16 protein-coding genes are annotated in these 19,308 nt (G+C 48.1%); 8 read left to right on the top strand and 8 right to left on the bottom strand.

Annotated elements, in window-relative coordinates:
- Window positions 1-86 precede the first annotated feature (86 nt).
- Window positions 87-341: a hypothetical protein gene (locus tag E4U82_RS15225; RefSeq protein ID WP_135111014.1), complete on the bottom strand. Its 255-nt coding sequence runs from the start codon at window positions 339-341 to the stop codon at window positions 87-89.
- 420 nt (window positions 342-761) lie between these two features.
- Here E4U82_RS15225 and E4U82_RS15220 point away from each other — a divergent pair, with 420 nt between their 5' ends.
- The 3 genes from E4U82_RS15220 to E4U82_RS15210 are packed head-to-tail and all read left to right on the top strand — an operon-like array spanning window position 762 to window position 4,608.
- Complete coding sequence (locus E4U82_RS15220; protein ID WP_135111013.1) at window positions 762-1,928, top strand: CaiB/BaiF CoA transferase family protein; 1,167 nt, start codon at window positions 762-764, stop codon at window positions 1,926-1,928.
- Window positions 1,929-1,932: 4 nt separating this feature from the next.
- Entirely contained in the window at window positions 1,933-3,135 is a 1,203-nt protein-coding gene (locus E4U82_RS15215; RefSeq protein WP_135111012.1) for an acyl-CoA dehydrogenase family protein, read from the top strand.
- Window positions 3,136-3,156: 21 nt separating this feature from the next.
- Window positions 3,157-4,608 carry an NAD-dependent succinate-semialdehyde dehydrogenase gene (locus E4U82_RS15210; protein WP_135111011.1) on the top strand — a complete coding sequence of 484 codons (1,452 nt, stop codon included), beginning with the start codon at window positions 3,157-3,159 and terminating at the stop codon, window positions 4,606-4,608.
- 133 nt (window positions 4,609-4,741) lie between these two features.
- Here E4U82_RS15210 and E4U82_RS15205 read toward each other — a convergent pair whose 3' ends face one another.
- The 7 genes from E4U82_RS15205 to E4U82_RS15175 form a co-directional block, all read right to left on the bottom strand.
- Window positions 4,742-5,059 (bottom strand): DUF3870 domain-containing protein, encoded by a 318-nt coding sequence (locus E4U82_RS15205; RefSeq protein WP_135111010.1) that lies wholly within the window; start codon window positions 5,057-5,059, stop codon window positions 4,742-4,744.
- Window positions 5,059-5,847: an IclR family transcriptional regulator gene (locus tag E4U82_RS15200; protein ID WP_135111009.1), complete on the bottom strand. Its 789-nt coding sequence runs from the start codon at window positions 5,845-5,847 to the stop codon at window positions 5,059-5,061. The genes E4U82_RS15205 and E4U82_RS15200 overlap by 1 nt, the downstream gene beginning before the upstream one ends.
- 75 nt (window positions 5,848-5,922) lie before the next feature.
- A complete protein-coding gene (locus tag E4U82_RS15195; protein WP_135111008.1) occupies window positions 5,923-7,095 on the bottom strand; it encodes a saccharopine dehydrogenase family protein in 1,173 nt (390 codons plus the stop codon).
- Between the two features lie 129 nt (window positions 7,096-7,224).
- Window positions 7,225-8,721 carry an aldehyde dehydrogenase family protein gene (locus tag E4U82_RS15190; RefSeq protein WP_135111007.1) on the bottom strand — a complete coding sequence of 499 codons (1,497 nt, stop codon included), beginning with the start codon at window positions 8,719-8,721 and terminating at the stop codon, window positions 7,225-7,227.
- 33 nt (window positions 8,722-8,754) lie between these two features.
- On the bottom strand, window positions 8,755-10,428 hold the full coding sequence (locus tag E4U82_RS15185) for a thiamine pyrophosphate-dependent enzyme (protein ID WP_135111006.1): 1,674 nt from the start codon (window positions 10,426-10,428) through the stop codon (window positions 8,755-8,757).
- The gene (locus tag E4U82_RS15180; RefSeq protein WP_135111005.1) at window positions 10,429-11,601 is read right to left on the bottom strand and encodes an LL-diaminopimelate aminotransferase; all 1,173 of its coding nucleotides are present in this window, start codon (window positions 11,599-11,601) and stop codon (window positions 10,429-10,431) included.
- Between the two features lie 108 nt (window positions 11,602-11,709).
- Window positions 11,710-13,290 (bottom strand): Na+/H+ antiporter NhaC family protein, encoded by a 1,581-nt coding sequence (locus E4U82_RS15175; RefSeq protein ID WP_135111004.1) that lies wholly within the window; start codon window positions 13,288-13,290, stop codon window positions 11,710-11,712.
- Between the two features lie 374 nt (window positions 13,291-13,664).
- Here E4U82_RS15175 and kynU point away from each other — a divergent pair, with 374 nt between their 5' ends.
- From kynU to E4U82_RS15150, 5 genes are all read left to right on the top strand, one after another.
- The gene (kynU, locus tag E4U82_RS15170; RefSeq protein WP_135111003.1) at window positions 13,665-14,936 is read left to right on the top strand and encodes a kynureninase; all 1,272 of its coding nucleotides are present in this window, start codon (window positions 13,665-13,667) and stop codon (window positions 14,934-14,936) included.
- Window positions 14,936-15,571: an arylformamidase gene (gene kynB / locus E4U82_RS15165; RefSeq protein WP_135111002.1), complete on the top strand. Its 636-nt coding sequence runs from the start codon at window positions 14,936-14,938 to the stop codon at window positions 15,569-15,571. Before kynU ends, kynB begins: the two co-directional genes overlap by 1 nt.
- Window positions 15,572-15,585: 14 nt before the next feature.
- On the top strand, window positions 15,586-16,422 hold the full coding sequence (gene kynA, locus E4U82_RS15160) for a tryptophan 2,3-dioxygenase (protein ID WP_135111001.1): 837 nt from the start codon (window positions 15,586-15,588) through the stop codon (window positions 16,420-16,422).
- Window positions 16,423-16,505: 83 nt separating this feature from the next.
- Window positions 16,506-17,840, top strand: a complete 1,335-nt coding sequence (locus E4U82_RS15155) for a sodium-dependent transporter (RefSeq protein WP_135111000.1) — start codon at window positions 16,506-16,508, stop codon at window positions 17,838-17,840.
- Between the two features lie 126 nt (window positions 17,841-17,966).
- Entirely contained in the window at window positions 17,967-19,307 is a 1,341-nt protein-coding gene (locus E4U82_RS15150; protein ID WP_135110999.1) for a CoA-disulfide reductase, read from the top strand.
- Window position 19,308: the final 1 nt, after the last annotated feature.

Below are 19,308 nucleotides of genomic sequence, written 5' to 3'. Positions count from 1 at the left end.
AAAATGATGGAAACCCTGGAGTTGGAAAAGTACCAACTTGAGGGGTAATACACTTTGGAATGCCATAACTCTTGATATAACAGGAATTATAGCTTATTGCTTTCTTTATTTCGTAAACTCATGCTAGACGTTTTTTTCCCAATGAGGTTTGGCGTTTTAACGTTGATGTTTGGTGTTTTACCGTTGATGTTTGGTGCTCCACCGTTGATGTCCGCCGCTCCACCTTTGATGGCCGCCGTTTCACCGTTGATATTCCACGCTTCACCTTTGATATTCCACGCTCCACCTTTGATATTCCACGCTCCACCTTTGATATTCCACGCTCCACCTTTGATATTCAACCCTCCACCGTTGATGTTCGCCGTTTCACCGTTGATGTTCCTCCTTCCACCGTTGATGTCCGCTGCTCCACCGTTGATGGCCGCCGCTCCGCCACCGATGTTTTCTCCTGTTGTTCCGCTATTTTTGCCATTAATCTCGTAGTATTAAAGATTAAGAGATGATTCAATGTATACGGTAATTTAATTTGAAATAACGGTTTACATATTTTTCAGACTACTATATAATAGAATCAATCATGCTAAAGCGCTACCAAGTTATTGCGCATGATGAACTATGACAACAACTCAACAACTGCCCAGTCTGTTTACAGTTCAATGCCAGTTCTGATTCGACAGATAAGAGCCAGTTCAATTTGACTCGCAGAAAACTGTGATCTTTTTGAACTGGCTTATTTTATTATCACGGAAAGGAGTGATGAAGTGGGTGGAGCACTGGAGAATATTAAAATTCTTGATTTGTCGCGTGTGCTGGCCGGACCGTATTGTACGATGATTCTGGGTGATCTTGGTGCAGACATCATCAAAGTGGAAGCCCCGGGCGGCAGTGATGAGACACGCAAATGGGGACCACCATTTCAAAATGGTGTCAGCGCCTATTACCTGTGTGCCAACCGGAACAAAAAAAGCATTACGCTTGATCTGAAGTCAACGGAAGGTAATCAAGCTATCAGGGAACTGGTACGAGAAAGTGATGTCGTCATCAATAATTTTAAGACCGGCACCATGCAGCGGCTCGGCCTGGATTATGAAACACTCGCCGGCATCAATCCGGGCATTGTCTATTGTTCAATCACAGGTTTTGGCGAAACAGGACCGTATAAAGACATGCCGGGCTATGACTTTATCATCCAGGCGATGAGCGGCTTGATGAGCATTACCGGGGACAGCGATTCCGGCCCGCAAAAAGTTGGTGTCGCGATCACGGATATTTTAACCGGTCTGTATGCGTGTATCGGCATTCAGGGAGCTTTGTTCGAACGGACGCAATCAGGCAAAGGGCAAAAGCTCGATCTTTCCCTGTACGATTCAGCTGTCAGTGCACTGGTCAATGTTGGCAGCAACTATTTGATGGCCGGCAAAAAACCTTCTGCCTTGGGGAACCAACACGCGAATATCGTACCGTATCAGACATTTTCAACGAAGGATGGCGAGATGGTCATTGCGGTCGGAAACGATCATCAGTTCAAACGATTATGCAACATTTTAGGAAAACCGGATTATGCTTCAGATGAGCGTTTTCGGACCAATCCGGATCGGGTGGCAAACCGGAAAATCCTAATTCCGCTGCTTCAGGAAATTTTCCCGACTGAATCAACTGCTTACTGGCAGGAAAAATGCCAGGAAAACAATATCCCATGTGGGCCGATTCAAACAATTGATGAGGTAGCGGATGATCCGCAGCTAAACGCGCGGGATATGTTCCTTGATGCTGACCATCCGACTGCAGGCGATATCCGGATGGTTGGCAGCCCGTTGAAATTGTCGCGGACACCGGTAAATATCAGACACCACCCACCGGATGCCGGTGAACACACCGATGCGATCCTGCAGCAATTAGGACGGACACAATCAAACATTAGGAGATGAGCAGATGAATTTTAATTTTTCAGAAGAACAGAATATGCTGCGCAGTACAGTCAGAAGTTTTGTGGATAAGGAAATCATGCCGTACATTGCCGAATGGGACCGGGAAGGAAAATTCGATCCAAACATCATGACGCGGCTTGCTGACCTCGGGCTAATGGGTGTTTGCATTCCAGAAGAATACGGTGGCAGTGGCATGGATTACAACGCACTTGCCATTGTGTGCGAAGAGCTGGAGCGCGGTGACACAGCATTCCGTACAGCGGTTTCCGTGCATACCGGCCTGAACAGCATGACCCTTCTGCAATGGGGCACTGAAGAACAGAAACAGAAATACCTCGTGCCCCAAGCCAAGGGTGAAAAAGTCGGAGCGTATGGCCTGACAGAGCCCGGCGCTGGTTCTGACGTCGCCTCCCTCCAGGCTACGGCGGTCAAAGATGGCGACTACTACATCCTGAACGGATCCAAAGCATGGATTTCCCTGTGTGACACGGCAGATCACTTCCTCGTATTTGCCTATACCAATAAAGAAAAACGCCACAAAGGGATTTCCGCCTTCATCGTTGAACGCGATTGGGAAGGATTTGACTCGAAAGCAACAAAAGGAAAACTTGGCATACGATCAGGCAATACTGGCGAAATCTTTTTTGATCATGTAAAAGTTCCGCAAGAAAACCTGCTTGGTGAAGAAGGAGAAGGGTTCAAAATCGCCATGGCCGCGCTTGATAACGGACGGTTCACGGTTGCTGCAGGTGCTGTCGGACAGATCCGAGCCTGCCTTGAAGCGAGTGTCGATTATGCCAGGGAGCGTGAAACTTTCGGAAAACCAATCGGCCAACATCAGCTTGTCCAGCAAATGATTGCCAATATGAAAGCTGGTCTGGAAATGAGCAGCCTGCTGGTCTACCGCGCCGGTGAAATGAAAAACGCCGGAAAGCGCAACACAGAAGAAACATCCATGGCCAAATGGCAGGCATGTGATTTTGCCAATAAATCCGCTGATGATGCCGTCCAGGTTCACGGCGCGTACGGCTACTCGGATGAATACCCGGTTGAGCGCTATTTGCGGAATTCAAAAGCACCGGTTATTTACGAAGGAACGCGTGAAGTGCATACCATCATGCAAGCCGGCTATGCTCTGGGATATCGCGAGGATAAGCCATTAAACAAAATGCTCCCGGCATGGGGAGGCAACCGAGCAAAAGTTTAAGTTTTCAAAGGAGGCTTCTATATGAAACTCAAAAGTAAAACGAACAGTATTTTTATCGATTGCCAATGGCACCATACCGACGGACAGGAAACAGAAACCGTTTATAACCCAGCAACCTTAGAGGCGATCACAGAAGTTGCCTATGGCGGGAAGGCTGAGGCCCAGGCAGCGATTCAAGCGGCGTCCCAGGCGTTCAAAACGTGGCGTGACATGACCGGCCGGGAGCGGTCACGGATTTTATATAAAGCACATGAGTTGATGCTCGAGGACGCCGATCGTCTTGGAGAAATCCTGACGACGGAACAAGGAAAACCGTTGAAAGAAGCTGTAGGCGAAGTAAAAGGTGCCGCGAACTTCTTACTCTGGTATGCCGAAGAAGCAAGCCGGACATACGGTGAATGGATCCCGTCTTCCAATAAATCCAAGCGGCTCTTAGTTATTCCGCAGCCGGTCGGTGTCGTCGGCGCGATCACGCCATGGAATTTTCCGTCATCCATGATCACCCGGAAAATTGCACCTGCCCTTGCTGCAGGCTGTACCGTTGTTTTGAAGCCGGCACCGGAAACACCGCTCTCGGCCATTGAAATCGTCAAAATCCTGGAAAAAGCCGGCATGCCGGATGGTGTTGTGAATCTCGTGACTGGCGATGCGGAGGCGATTGGCAATACCATGCTTGAAAGCAAAGATGTCCGCCTGATGACGTTTACCGGTTCCACTGCAGTCGGCAAATATCTGATGCGGGAAAGCGCCAATCATGTGAAAAAGTTATCACTTGAGCTTGGCGGCCACGCACCAATTGTTGTTTTTGACGATGCAGCTATTGATAAAGCTGTCTCACTGGCTTTGGCAAGCAAGTTCCGGAATAACGGCCAGACATGTATTTGTGCTAACCGGATTTACGTTCATGAATCCGTTAAAGACATGTTCAATGATAGATTAACTAAGAAAGTGGCGGAACTTAAAGTTGGAGACGGCACCGAAGAAGGAATCGATCTCGGCCCGCTGATCAATGAACAAGCATCGCTAAAAGTGCAAAAACACCTGGATGATGCCGTATCAAAAGGAGCAAAAGTTGTCTCTGGCGGCGACAAATGGAACGGTGGACTGGATGGTTATTTCTATCAGCCTACTGTTCTAGCAAACGTCACTGATAATATGCTTGTCATGAACGAGGAAACATTCGGCCCGCTCATGCCGGTGCAGGCTTTCAGTGATGAGGATGCCGTCATCGACAAAGCAAACGACACCGACTATGGTCTCGCAGCCTACATCTTTACCGAGACAACGAGCCGTGCTGTACGCGTATCGGAAAAACTCGAATATGGCATTGTCGGTGTGAATGACGTTTTCCCTGCTGTCGCCGAAGCACCATTCGGCGGTATCAAGCAGTCTGGCGTTGGCAAAGAAGGCGGACATCACGGCATGGATGAATTTTTGGAAATGAAGTATGTAACGATGGGGATAGATAACTGACGATGGCAACTGGTTAAGCGAAGTAATTATAGCCGCATTCCCTGCTTTGGAATGTGGCTTTTGGTTTTGGATATTAAGCTGATATTTTCGGCAAGATATAAAAACTCCGCGATTCAATATCAGCGGTGCTCTCCTAATCATGACCCTCCCGATAATGCTCATACTGCCGATACAAATCATGCAATGCTGACACAAGCGCGTTGCCTGCTTTTCCCAAATAGTGTTCTTTCATCGTTTCGGAAGGTTTGTCAATCCCATCCTGCAGACTGTGCCCTTTTAAGAGATGATGGACAAAATCCCTGCCATGTTCGGTAGCCAGTGTGCAATTGGCCGCGACAATCACACCATATTTTTTATCAATTTCTGCTGTTATCGTGAGTGTTTCATAAATGCTTTTCGCTGCCATTCCGGATGGCAATCTGGCGTGACCGGCGATAAATACTGTGTTCATCATATCATCCTCTCAAACTTAAAATCCGGCCCGCGGTAACCGAGTTTTCTGGAAATCGTCTCAGCCGTTTGCTTTGTATTCATCTTCAGTTCCTGCAAATTGTCCCCTTCAAAATGACTGGACAGGCCGCTGACCGCCAGTGCTGCGACCACCTGATTGCTATAATCATAGATGGGATAGGAGATTCCGGTCGTATCCGCATCCTGTTCGCCAATACTGTATGCGTAACCTTCTTCATGGATTGTCTGCAATTCCTGAAGTAATGCCTTTTGATCAATCCTACCGCGATTGACAGGATGATGCAATGCAGCGTCTTCTAAAATAGTATCCTGCTGTTCATGCGGCATATTTGCCAGAAGCAGTTTCGGACCGGATCCCAGGTAAAGAGGAGAGCTTTTGCCAACTCTGGTATTCAGCCTCAGCGCCCTGGAACTGTCCACCTTTTCAATGTACGTCGCCTCATCCTGATTGGCGATCACCAGATGGATTACTTCGTCAATATCAGCAGCCAGCTTCTGCATGTCAGGCAGAGCAATTTTTCGGATTTCCAGCTGGTCGGAAACGATTTGACCGAGTTCCAGCAGTTTGAGCCCCAACCGATATTTGCTATCATGCTCGTTCTCTTTTATTTTATATAAAAAATGACCGGATTCCAGCGCTGATAGCAGCCGATAAGCGGTTGGTTTCGGGATCCCGGCACGGGTAGCAATATCCTTCAATGTCAGTTCTGGTGTATCTGCTGAAAAGTAGTTTAGTAATTTTAATGCTTTGATGACACTCTGATTCATGGCGAAAATCCCCCGTTTGGTCTTTTTGAAAAGAAAAAAGGCTGCCGCGTACACGAAAGCAGCCTCAAATATTAATTAGTTGGTCACATGTGCTTTTTCTGCACTTGCAGATTCATAAATACTGACGCCACGTTTGGCCATTTCTTCAATATACGGATCACCTGGCACAATCTGTTCAGGCGGATAAACACCACGTTTGGTGATGACGCCGCTTCCGATCATCTGAGCAACAACAGAAATCGTGTTGGCCGTTGCACGCGCCATCGCTGTTACCCGATGCTCTCTGTCTTTATAGGTCGTCATTTCAAATACATGCGTCTCCGACTGTCCGCCCTTTTTGCCGCTGACTTTCACCCTGAGCAACACGACGTCATCCTTATCACCCAGTTCGACAATCGGATCAAGGACCTTCAGCAATACTTCGCGGGGGTTGACTTCTTGACCATTCACATCTACCGAATAGTCCATCCGGGTTAAATTTAAATCGACCAGCAGCTTGAATTTTTCCGCATGACCGGGGTAGCGGATCGTTTTATATTCCAGGGTCTTCAGTTGCGGATATGAAATGGACAATGTCGATGTCCCACCTGATGTATGGAAAGCTTCAAGCGGGCCGAATTTTTCAAAATGGACACGCTCGACTTCACTTAAAGACGCAATTTCTTGTTTGATACCATCACGGATAATTAGAGCCGGATCAGTATAATGATCAAAAACGCCCTCCATGGAGAAAACGTGGTTGTATTCAAATGGCGGATCAGGACTTACCGGAATTCCTCCGACATATAATTGAATTTCTTCCAGTTCATCCAGTTTCCCGGCGCCGTGCCCTGATAAGATATTAATCATGCCCGGCGCCACCCCCAGGTCCGGAATCAGGGTTACGCCGGCAGCCTGAGCATCCTCTTTCAGCTCGAGCACTTTATCGGTGACGTGCCCAATATGCCCGCCCAGATCGACGGAATTGACGCCGACTTCAATCGCCGTTTTCGCAACGATTTCATTAAATGAGTAAAATAACGCATTGATGATGACATCGAACTGCCGCATGTAATTGGCCAGTTCCTGCTTATCCTTGGCATTGACCTGGTGAGCTGTCAGTTTTGGCGAATTCAGCTGATCAACAACGTTTTGCGCGATGGCCATGTCAATATCAGCCAGGCCGACTGCTGTAACTCCGTCGCTTGCAGCTAAGTCGCGTGCTGCTTCTTTTCCCATCAGTCCGGATCCTAATACACCTATTTTCATCTGCGTTCACTCCCTGTCTATATTCTTCTGTTTATTTCCCCTCTTAGAGAAGGCTGCCCCATCTATTATGGTAAGTTTTTGACATACATGAAGGCAGCCGGTCTTATACGTTTAACTCAGCTCAGCATCTTACTCGGTATCAATCTGTGCACGCTGGAGCTTGCCGCTGTAATCGATGTAGACGGCTTTCCACTCCGTGAACACGTCCAGTGCCTGCACACCGGAGTCGCGATGACCATTGCCGGTTCCTTTTGTGCCGCCGAATGGCAAGTGAATTTCGGCACCTGTTGTTCCGGCGTTCACGTAAACAATACCTGTGTCCAGATCACGCTGTGCTTTGAACACGCGGTTAGCATCTGTTGTAAAAATTGAGCTTGACAGGCCGAACGATACGCCGTTGTTGACTTGAATGGCTTCCTCAAAACTTTTTACCGGGACCAGTGAGATAACCGGGCCGAAGATTTCTTCCTGGGAGATGCGCATGTCCGGTGTACAGTCCGTAAATAAGGTCGGTGCAAAATAATGCCCATTCGCGTATTGCTCGTCGTCAAGCACGTAACCCCCCGCAAGCAAATTAGCGCCTTCTTCCCGGCCGATCTGAATGTAGTTTTGAATTTTTTCCAGACCTGCTTTGTTGATAATCGGTCCTACTTTGTTTGCCTCATCCAAGCCGTCGCCGATCGTCAGTTTTTCGATTTCAACAAGCAGCCGCTCCTCCAGCTGTTGTTTTACGTCTTCATGAACAATCACCCTGCTGGCTGCCGTACAACGCTGGCCGCTTGTTCCATAAGCGCTCCAGATAATGCCTTCCACAGCCAGGTCAAGATCGGCATCATCCATGACCGTAATGGCATTTTTACCGCCCATTTCAAGCGACACTTTCTTCAGTTGCCTGCCGCATTCACTGGCAATATTGCGGCCGGTTTCGTTGGATCCGGTAAATGAAATAACCCTGATGTCTCCATGATGCACCATCACATCCCCAACTGCTGAGCCTTTCCCAAACACCACGTTCAGTACACCGTTTGGCAAACCGGCTTCCTCAAGAATTTTCGCCAGTTCATAGGCCAGGATTGGCGTTTCAGTCGCCGGCTTCCAGATGACCGCATTACCCGCAACGATGGCCGGGAATGACTTCCAGGTGGCAATCGCAATCGGGAAGTTCCACGGTGTGATGATCCCGACAACACCAACCGGAGCGCGCTGGCTCATCGAAAATTTATTGGGCAGTTCGGCAGGTGTTGTATGACCGAACAGCCGGCGTCCTTCACCAGCCATGTAAAACGCCATGTCAATGCCTTCTTGTACTTCTCCGCGTGCTTCTTCCAGCACTTTACCATTCTCCATTGTCAGCAACCGGGCCAGACGCTCTTTCCGTTCCTTTAACAGCTGACCGGCTTTGAATAACACTTCGGCCCTTTGTGGTGCAGGGACCAGCGCCCACTCCTTTTGTGCTTGTTTTGCAGCATCCACTGCACGATTGACATCCCTCTCATCCGACAGGGGAACCTGGACGATTGTTTCACCATTCGCCGGGTTGATCACTTCAGTGGTGTCAGCAGCTTCCACCCATTCACCGTTAATAAAATTAGTCAGTTTTTCTGTTTCAATCAAGCTTTGAGCCATACCATATACCTCCTCAGATTGATAATGGGTCACCTATTTTTCAGCACGATCACGGAGTTGTGCAATCGTGGAAGAAACTGAAATCTGTTCCTTTTCGGTCATGATTTCGATGACGGCCGGTGCATTTTTTTGCAATGCCGACGCAAAGCTTTCAGCAAACTCATCCGGTGTGGTCACCAAATAACCATCTGCGCCAACACTTTCGGCAAACTTTTTAAAGGAAACACCACCCAAGTCAGTACCGATGACTTTCTCCGGATAGTGTATTTCCTGGTGCATCCGGATGGTTCCATACATGTGATTGTTAAATACAAGGCAAATGACCGGAATGTGATACCGGACAGCTGTTTCAAGCTCTTGCGCGGTCATCATGAACCCTCCATCACCAGCCAATGCGACGACCGGCTTTTCCGGTAAAGCCCGTTTTGCCCCAAGTGCGGCAGGAAAACCATAGCCCATAGCGCCGGAAGTTGGTCCCACATAGGTGTGCTTGGCCTTGAATGGATAATAAGCATGCAGCCACCCGGCAAAGTTTCCGGCATCATTGGTCACCAGTGCATGGTCAGGCAGCATATCCGCCATCATTGCCACTATATGCTTATTGATCACATCTTTATGCGAAACATTAAGCCGGCTGACGCCCTCGAATGCTTGCCGGCACTTATTTGCCCAGTTTTTCCACCTGCCCTGGACAGCCATTCCTCTCAGCGCCTGCAATGCCTGGCCTGCATCTGCAACAATTCCGGCATCCGGGCTGAAAACTTTTCCAACCATGTCATAACTAATATCGATGTGAATCAGTTTTTTCTCCGGTGTCAGAATCCGGTAGTCCTGTGTGGTAACTTCAGACAAACGCGTGCCGATAGCCAGAATCGTGTCGGCTTCTTTCACGGTCTTTAAAATGTTCGGGTTGGTTCCCAGTCCAAGGTGTCCGACATACAATGGGTGATCGTTGGGAAACACGTCCTGCCGGCGAAAAGCTGCAATAACAGGCAGATGATAGTGTTCCGCAAATGTCACAAGCGCTTCTTCTGCCTGAGAACTTTTCACGCCCCCGCCAGCCACGATCAGTGGTCTTTCAGCTGAAGCAAGCAGTTCTTCAACCTGAGCAACTTCTTCAGGGGATGGTGCCGGCTTTGGCTTCACAACAGGCGGGCCAAATGTCATCTCCGTCTCCACTGGCAGGACGTCCTCAGGCAGCGAAACGACAACCGGACCGGGCCTTCCAGTCTGCGCAATGCGGAAAGCTCGCTGCACTATTTCTGCCATGCGTTCCGGATCTTTCACTTCGACGGCCCATTTGGCGATATGACCGAAATACTGGTCAAGATCAACTTCCTGAAAGCCTTCCCTGCCGCGGAATTTGCTGTGTACCTGACCTAAAAAGACAACCATCGGGGTGGAGTCCTGATAAGCGGTATGGACCCCAATGGAAAGATTGGACGCCCCGACGCCACGTGTGGCCATCACAACGCCTGGCTTCAAAGATGACTTGGCATATCCTTCTGCCATAAACGCCGCACCGCTTTCATGCCTTGTTGCCATCATACTGATCGAATCCTCATCATGCAGCGCATCCAGTAACGGCAAATAGCTCTCGCCGGGAACACAGAACGCATGGCTGATGTTTTCAATCTTTATACACTCAACAATGGCCTGTGCTGCTGTCAGTGTTTTAGTTGTCCGGGCTTTCGTTGGCGTTTTCATCTAATTGGTCACCCCCCTCAACTGCCGCATGCGGCGGATCACTTCATCCAGGCGCCCCGTCGTGACGGTCAGCGCCACTCTGAAATATCCCTCCCCCCGCGAGCCAAAAGCATTGCCGGGGGTAACAATAACCCCCGCCTCATCCAGCAATTTGTTGGCAAACGACGTCGACGTAAAGCCGTCCGGGACTTTTGCCCAAAGAAAGATTGTTCCATTTGGTTTGGTCGCCTCAATCCCCATCTCCCGGAAAGTGTCATACAATTTTTCCATTCGTTGCTGGTAAATGGCGTTATGCCTCTTCACTGCCGAAAAATCACTTTTCAATGCAGTAGCGGCAGCTTTTTGAATGGGAAGGAACTGGCTCGTATCGATATTGCTTTTAAACGTTGCCAGTGCGTTAATAACCTCCTTGTTGCCAACGACATAACCAATCCGCCAGCCGGTCATATTAAAACTTTTCGACAGTGATCCGAATTCGACCGCATGTGATTTGGCACCCGGAACCTGCATGACACTTGGCGATTCATACCCATGAAACGTGATCATGTCGTACGCAGCATCATGTACCAGCAACAGTTGATTTTTTCGGGCAAATGCAACCGCTTCCAAAAACGTGTCATCGTTAACGGTCGCAGCCGTCGGATTGCTCGGATAGTTTAATAGCATTATTGTTGCCTGATTGATAGATTTATGGTCGACCTGGTTATACAGTGGCACATAGCCATTTGTCTCATCCAGCGGTAATGCAGCACTGTTCCCGCCGGCCAGATCAACGGCCGTCCCATATACAGGGTAACCTGGGGCAGGAACAAGAACTGTGTCGCCAGGATTAATGGTGGCATGCATCAGGTTGGCAATGCCCTCTTTGGATCCAATGACAGCAAGGACTTCTGTTTCCGGATCCAAATCGACGTTATACTGCTTTTTGTAAAAGTGCGCAACCGCTTCCCTGAATTCTGTACATCCTCTATACGGGGAATAGCGATGATTGGCAGGGATTCTGGATTCTTCAGCCAGCCGATCAATGATGAAATCAGGTGTCGGCATATCCGGTGCACCAATCCCCAAATCAATCACATCCACACCCTCTGCCTGAAGCGTCTTTTTCTTCTGCTGAATCTCGGAAAATAAATATGGCGGCAAATGGGTCACTTTATCAGAGACAAACGACATCCTATATCCCCCTATTTCATTTTGTGAAACGCCATTTCATTTAACTGATATAAGTGTAAAGCACCGATCGAAATATTGCAACCGTTTTCACAATAAAAACTTCTCTGTCTATTTGGCCACCGTCTCGTCACGTATATCAGCAGCGTCAGGTTTTTTCAGAATACTGAACAAGACCACAAGCCCGATTGCTACCATTAAAAGTCCAAGCCACACGCTGCCTGTCACGCCAAGAACGACATAGCCCAGTCCCGCAATAGCGGCTGCGGTCAGTGCATATGGCAGCTGGGTTGTCACGTGATCAATGTGATGACAGCTTGAACCAGTCGACGAAAGAATCGTGGAATCTGAAATCGGCGAGCAATGGTCCCCAAATACGGCGCCGGCCAATACTGCCGCAAGAATCGGCAACAACATATCGACGTCCGTACCGAGTGCTATCTGTCCGGCAATCGGCAGCAAAATACCGAAAGATCCCCACGACGTACCGGTCGCAAATGCGATGAATCCGGCAATGAAAAAGATAATGACCGGTAACAGTGACAGGGCAAGATTGGACGATTCAACGATCCCTGCCAGATATTCCCCTGTCTGCAATGCCTCAATCAGAAAGGCAATGGCCCAGGCAAAGATTAAAATGAAAACGGCCGGGAGCATGGACTTGACCCCTTCCACACCACCTGTTATCAGTTTGCTTCCGGATAAGTGCCCCTTTGACACATGACGGAAAAAAAGAATCAATGTTACAGCAGTCCCGATCAGACCTCCATACAGCAAAGATTCAGCCACTGCAGCTTCACCGAAAATAGCGATCAGCGAGTGCTCACCTTCCACTGCACCCAGTCCCGTCCAGTACATAGAACCGATTGTTCCCACGAATAACGCGGCGATTGGTGTCATCAGGTCACTTACTTTGCCGTGGTCGCTTGTTGGTAAATCAGAACCTGAATCGACTTTTTCCGTTCTTTCGGGATTCAGGAGGACCCCTGTTTTATGCGCCCGGTCTTCATGTATTTTCATCGGCCCAAAGTCTACCTGTCTCAGTGCAATGACAAGCACAACCCCTAAGGCCGCCCATACATATAAATTCATCGGAATCATTTGCAAAAATGCGCTGAATGCAGTGTGTTCGGTAATCTCTCCGGCCGCGAAAATACTGCCGATCACCCCGATAATATAGGCACCCCAACTGGAAACCGGCGCAACAACACATACAGGGGCTGCAGTTGAGTCAACAATGTAAGAAAGTTTCGCCCTCGATATCCGGTGTTTATCGGTTACCGGTCTTGCAACCTGACCAACTGCCAGACTGTTAAAATAGTCATCAATAAAGACGATCACACCAAATACCATCGTCATGACCTGTGCGCCTGCACGTGTTTTCACGCGGCGTACCATCCATTCCCCAAACGCCTTTGTCCCGCCGATAATGCTTACAAAGGCAGTAATGACCCCGAGCAGCAAAACGAATAACAGAATGAATACATTATACGTATTCAGTGCCCCCTCAGCAACAAACGTGCCAATAAATGACTCCCATATTAACCCTAACGATTCCGGGACGTTAAAATTTGCCGCAAAAAATGCCGCTGCAACAATGCCGACACCAAGGGACAATAGTACTCGTTTTGTCACCAACACCATGATAATCGCCAGTAACGGTGGAACCAACGACCAAATTGTATTTTCCATGTTCATCCCCCTTTAGGCTTATGCTTTTACAGTTCGGATCAATTTTTTTCATACATGCTTTGCCCAGCCCATATTTCGCTCCTCACTCATGTGCACGCACACGAGTCCATACTCTCTGCCTATCACCCATGTCAAAGTTGGCAACCTACCTCCAAGTGTGCTTCCCCACATCCCTTATCAATGATCTGACTATGTGACTGCTCTCACCCCCTTCCAATGTTATTGAAAGCGTTTTCAATTAACCGCCTTACTATTTATTCTATGCACACCTCCAAAATCCTTTTCCTAAAAATTAAAAACGTTAACATTCCAAACACACCGTTTCATTGTTATGATAAAAGAAATCCTGCAACACAATCGAAAGGAGTAGTATGATGAATACTGAAAAAGCATATGCAGCTTACTTAGACCAGCAGGATAAGCTGGCGGATTTCCGGCATGAATTTTATATACCACATGACACCATTTACTTTGATGGCAACTCACTCGGACTGTTATCAAAACGAGCAGAACAAGCAGTACATGACATAGTCGAATCCTGGAAAACAGATGCGATCGACGGATGGACAAACGACGATCAACCATGGTACTACCTGTCCGAAAAACTAGGCGCGATGACGGCGCCTTTAATCGGGGCCAAGCCTGATGAAGTCATCGTGACCGGATCGACAACCAGCAATCTGCATCAGCTCACCGCCAGTTTTTATAAACCTGCGGGAAAAAAAGCAAAGATACTTGCCGATACCCTGAACTTTCCCTCTGACATCTATGCGCTGAAAAGCCAGCTAAAACTGAATGGATTCGATCCGGCGGAATACCTTCTCCAAGTTGAAAGTGAAGATGGCAACACACTGGAGACCCAGAACATCATCAACGCGATGACCGATGATGTGGTATTCATTGTTCTGCCCAGCGTCTTATACAGAAGCGGGCAAGTGCTTGATATGAAAACATTGACCCGTGAAGCCCATAAACGCGGGATACCAATCGGCTTTGACCTCTGCCATTCAATCGGGGCTATGCCACATCAATTGTCGGAATGGGGCGTTGACTTTGCCTTCTGGTGCACGTACAAACATTTAAATGCCGGGCCGGGAAGTGTTGCCGGGCTCTATGTGAACCGAAAACATTTTGGTCAGGAACCGGGACTTGCCGGGTGGTTCAGTTCGGCAAAGGAAAAACAATTTGATATGGCGCATGTGCTCACACCCGCTCCAGACGCCGGAACTTATCAGATCGGCACACCACACCTGTTAAGTGCAGCGCCTTTGCTTGGCTCACTGGAAATGTTTTATGAAGCAGGCATTGACAACATTCGGCAAAAATCACTGGAGCTTACCCAATATTTAATAGAGCTGCTTGAGAGGGAGCTCACCGATTACAGTTTCACCATCGCCAATCCAAGAGACACAGCGACACGTGGCGGTCATGTGAATATCGAACATCCGGATGCCGCCCGGATTTGCAAAGCATTGAAAGCCGACGGGGTGATACCGGACTACCGCAGACCAAACGGCATCCGCCTGGCACCTGTCGCACTTTATAACACTTTTACAGACGTATGGGACACCATTCAAATTCTAAAAACCATCATGATTGAAGAGCGCTACAAATTCTTTGAAAACGAAAGGGGCATCATCGCCTGATGACACAAACGAAATGGATTGATATTTCACAACCGCTCACAAACGATATGGCACATTTTCCCGGTGATACGCCATTTGACTACGCACTGACTTATACGAAAGAACAAACAGGATCGGTCAATGTCGGTCAGATCACCGGCAGCGTCCATACCGGCACTCATATTGACGCACCGTTCCACTATGATGCGGGCGGGAGGACCGTTGACCAGCTGGACATCGACCTATATATCGGCAAAGCTGTCGTGCTTGACGTCAGTCAGACGGATCGCATCACGGCTGAAACGTTGCAGCCGTTTGACCTGAACGGGATTTCACGCGTTTTATTACGGACATCACTGCCCAATAACCCAAAGCGTTTTCCCAACCAAATGCCGGAGCTCGACCCAAGTCTTGCACAATTTCTGCACGAACATGATGTCCAGCTGCTTGGCGTTGATATGCCGTCCGTCGATCCCCCTGAAAGTAAGGATTTGGCGGCCCATCATGCCCTGTATGACAAAGACATTTTCATTCTGGAAAACCTGATGCTTGACCATGTTTCGCCTGGCCGCTACGAACTGGTCGCGCTGCCGCTTGCCATTAATGGTGCTGACGGCAGCCCAGTCCGTGCCGTTTTAAGGCCCATCGATAAGTAGGAGGGGAGTTTGACATGAGCGATCATCTGTTTGAACATGAACAAGACATTCACACGGATTTTAAAGAAAAGATGACATACGGGGATTATCTGCAGCTCGATCATCTTTTGGACAACCAGAAGCGGCTTTCCAACCATCACGATGAAATGCTGTTTATCATTATTCACCAAGTGAGTGAACTTTGGTTGAAGCTGATCATCCACGAAACAAGAGGAGCGATTGAAGCAATTGAACAGGATAACCTGAGGGCTTCCTTCAAAATGCTTGCCCGGGTATCGAAAATCCAGTCGCAAATCATTCATGCCTGGGATGTGCTGGCAACCCTGACGCCTGCTGAATTCATGGCGTTCCGTGACAAGCTCGGCAATGCATCCGGTTTTCAATCATATCAGTACCGGTTGGTTGAATTTGTGCTTGGCTACAAGGCCCCGCATATTTTAAAAATTTATAAAAAGAACTCCGACGTTCATGCGATTTTGGAGGAAGCTTACCACAAACCAGGGCTTTATGATGTTGCGATTCGAGCCTTAGCCCGAAATGGATTTGCTATCGATCAGGCAGTCCTCGACCGGGATGTTTCCAAAACATATGAGAAAAACGCTTCGGTCGAGAAAGCCTGGCTGGATGTGTATCGCGATGTATCAACCTATTGGGAACTGTATGAACTGGCGGAAAAACTGGTTGATATTGAAGATTGGTTCCAGCAGTGGCGTTTCCGGCATATGAAAACGGTGGAACGGACCATTGGGCATAAAATAGGTACGGGCGGCTCATCAGGTGTCGGCTACCTGAAACAAGTGCTCGACCATTACTTTTTTCCGGAGTTATGGGAGCTTCGAACCAAAATTTAAGCTCTGTGATGCGTGATTGTCGTTTACACCTCAAATGATATATAATATTGACGAAACTTTTATCAGTTAGAGAGGAGTCAATTATGCGTGATCAATGGTCATCCAGGATCGGTTTTATTTTATCATCAGCGGGAGCGGCAATCGGCCTTGGCGCTATATGGAAATTCCCTTATATGACCGGCATGAACGGAGGCGGTGCCTTTTTCCTGCTGTTTATTGCGTTTACGTTAATCATTGGGCTTCCATTGCTGATTACTGAATTTATCATCGGCCGCGGCGCGCAGAGAGAAGCAGTCAGCGCTTTTAAGAAGCTCGCGCCCGAAAGCGGCTGGCAGGTTATTGGCTACTGGGGTGTTGCTGGATCATTTATCCTGCTGTCATTTTATGCTGTGGTCGGCGGATGGGTCATTATTTACAGCATCATGTCAATTTTTGGCTCGGTGATTACCGAAAACGCCAATTACGAACAATTATTTGCGATGATTACCGGTGACCCGCTGATAGCCATTTCCGGCCTGGGATTGTTTTTGATGATCAGCGTCACCATCGTTTCCTTTGGCATTAAAGATGGGATTGAAAAAGCAAGCAAAGTGATGATGCCATTATTGTTTATCTTTTTTATCGTTCTGGTTATCCGGTCCGTGACCTTTGAAGGGGCGGCTGAAGGCCTCAGATTTTTCCTGCAGCCGGACTTTTCCAAAATTACGGCAGAAGGCATTTTGTATGCCCTCGGACAATCTTTCTTCGCCTTGGCTGTCGGTTTTTCCGTCATGGTAACATACAGTTCCTATCTCGGAAAAGATGTGAGCCTACCCTTTTCAGCGGCATCAGTCTCCCTTATGAATATTTTCGTCTCACTTCTGGCCGGGCTGGCGATTTTTCCTGTTGTCTTTTCATTCGGACTGGAACCGGAAGCAGGACCTGGCTTACTATTCATGGTGTTGCCGTCAGCTTTCGCGCAAATGCCGTTCGGTGAGGTGTTCCTGACTTTATTCCTGCTATTATTCCTGTTTGCTATTTTCACATCGGCATTCAGCATGCTGGAGATTATCACATCGGCTGTCACCGCCAGAAAGAACTATTCGCGGTCCAGAGTCGTCTGGATTTCCGGCCTGATCGTTTTTATTGCCGGGATCCCTGCAGCATTGTCCTCCAGCAAGTTGGCGGACTTTAAATTATTTGGGAAAACCGTGTTTGATGCCAGTGACTTTCTCGTCAGCAACATCATGCTCCCGGGCGGGTGCTTGCTGATGGCGTTGTTTATCGGTATCAGGATGAATCGTTCCCTGATGAAACAGGAATTTTCATATGGCAATCGCCTGTCATCCGGAACATACCAGCTCTGGTTTCAAATCATGCGCTGGCTTGTACCGGTCACCATTGTTATCGTATTTTTAAATTCATTAGGGGTCATTTAATTGCCGGAAGTCTGCACCTGCAGGCTTCCTTTTAGCTTACTTTGGCGTATCAACTGTGAACTTTAGCATTTAAGGTTATACACTCGCAAAAACGGGAAATTTACGAATAAAAGGGAGGTCATACATATGACTGAAAAAATCATTATTGTCGGAGGTGTCGCAGGCGGAGCCAATGTTGCAGCCCAAATCCGCCGAAATGACAGCGAAGCAGATATTACGCTGTTTGATAAAGGTGAACAGATCGCATTCTCAACGTGCGGTATGCCTTATTATATCGGTGGCGTTGTTGACAAGCGGGATCATCTCCTTGTCAGCAGTGAAAAGTTTGCCAAGAAATACAACATCAATCTACAAACCAATACTGAAGTCATAGCCATCAACCGGACAAACAAACAGCTCACCTATCAAAATTCTGCAGGTGAACACCAGGCATCCTATGATAAATTGATCCTGTCTCCAGGCGCTTCTGCCAAAAGTCCTGAACTGGAGGGGGAGAATGTTAAACGGACATTCACCCTGCACCGCATACCGGACATGGACGCGATTGAGCGTTTTATTGAAACGGAAAAACCTCAGAATTGTGCGATTGTCGGAGCCGGCTTTGTCGGGATGGAAATGGTGGAAAACCTGTTGGAACGTGGGATTGACTGCACGATCATTGACCATTCGGAACACGTTATGAAACTGGTTGATAACGATATGGCTGGCATTATTGAAGATCACCTGAAAGCAAAAGGTGTTCAGCTTATAATGAATGACGGACTGGAGTCGTTTTCAAACGCCGGGGCGACGCTCAATTTAACAAGCGGAAAACGTATTCAAGCTGACATGACCTTGATGGCAGTCGGAATTCAGCCGAATACAAAACTGGCAGAAGACAGTGGACTGGAAATAGGTGCAACAGGTGCTATTAAAGTAAATGATTATATGCAAACCAGTGATCCGTCTATCTACGCTTTAGGTGATGCAGTCCAGACAAACGACCTTTTGACAAGGACACCAAGACATGTGGCGCTTGCTGGCCCAGCACATCGTCAGGCATTTATTATTGCTCACCATCTCCAGGGCGGCAACACCCCATATGCGGGTGTTCAGGGGACAGCTATTTTCAAAATATTTGACTTAAGTGCTGGTGCAGTGGGATTGAATAAAACGGTCTTAAATCAATTAGGGATCAACTATAAAGAAGCTGTACACGAGGCGCTATCGCATGCTGGGTATTACCCCAATGCTAGAAAAATCTGCATAAAAGTTCTTTTTGACGCCGAAAATGGACGCCTATATGGCGCACAAGCCGTTGGCAGGGAAGGTATTGATAAGCGACTGGCGGTACTGGCAACAGCTATGAAGGCAAACATGACCGTCCGCGACCTTCCGGAATTGGAGCTGGGTTACGCCCCGCCATATTCCTCACCAAAGGATCCGATTAATAGCCTCGGGTATAAAGCGGAAAGTATGCTCGAATGAT

Source organism: Lentibacillus salicampi, from assembly GCF_004565465.1.
Taxonomy (GTDB): Bacteria; Bacillota; Bacilli; order Bacillales; family Amphibacillaceae; genus Lentibacillus; species Lentibacillus salicampi.
The sequence above is the reverse complement of the archived record's forward strand: the minus strand, read 5'-3'. Positions and strand labels throughout refer to the sequence as shown.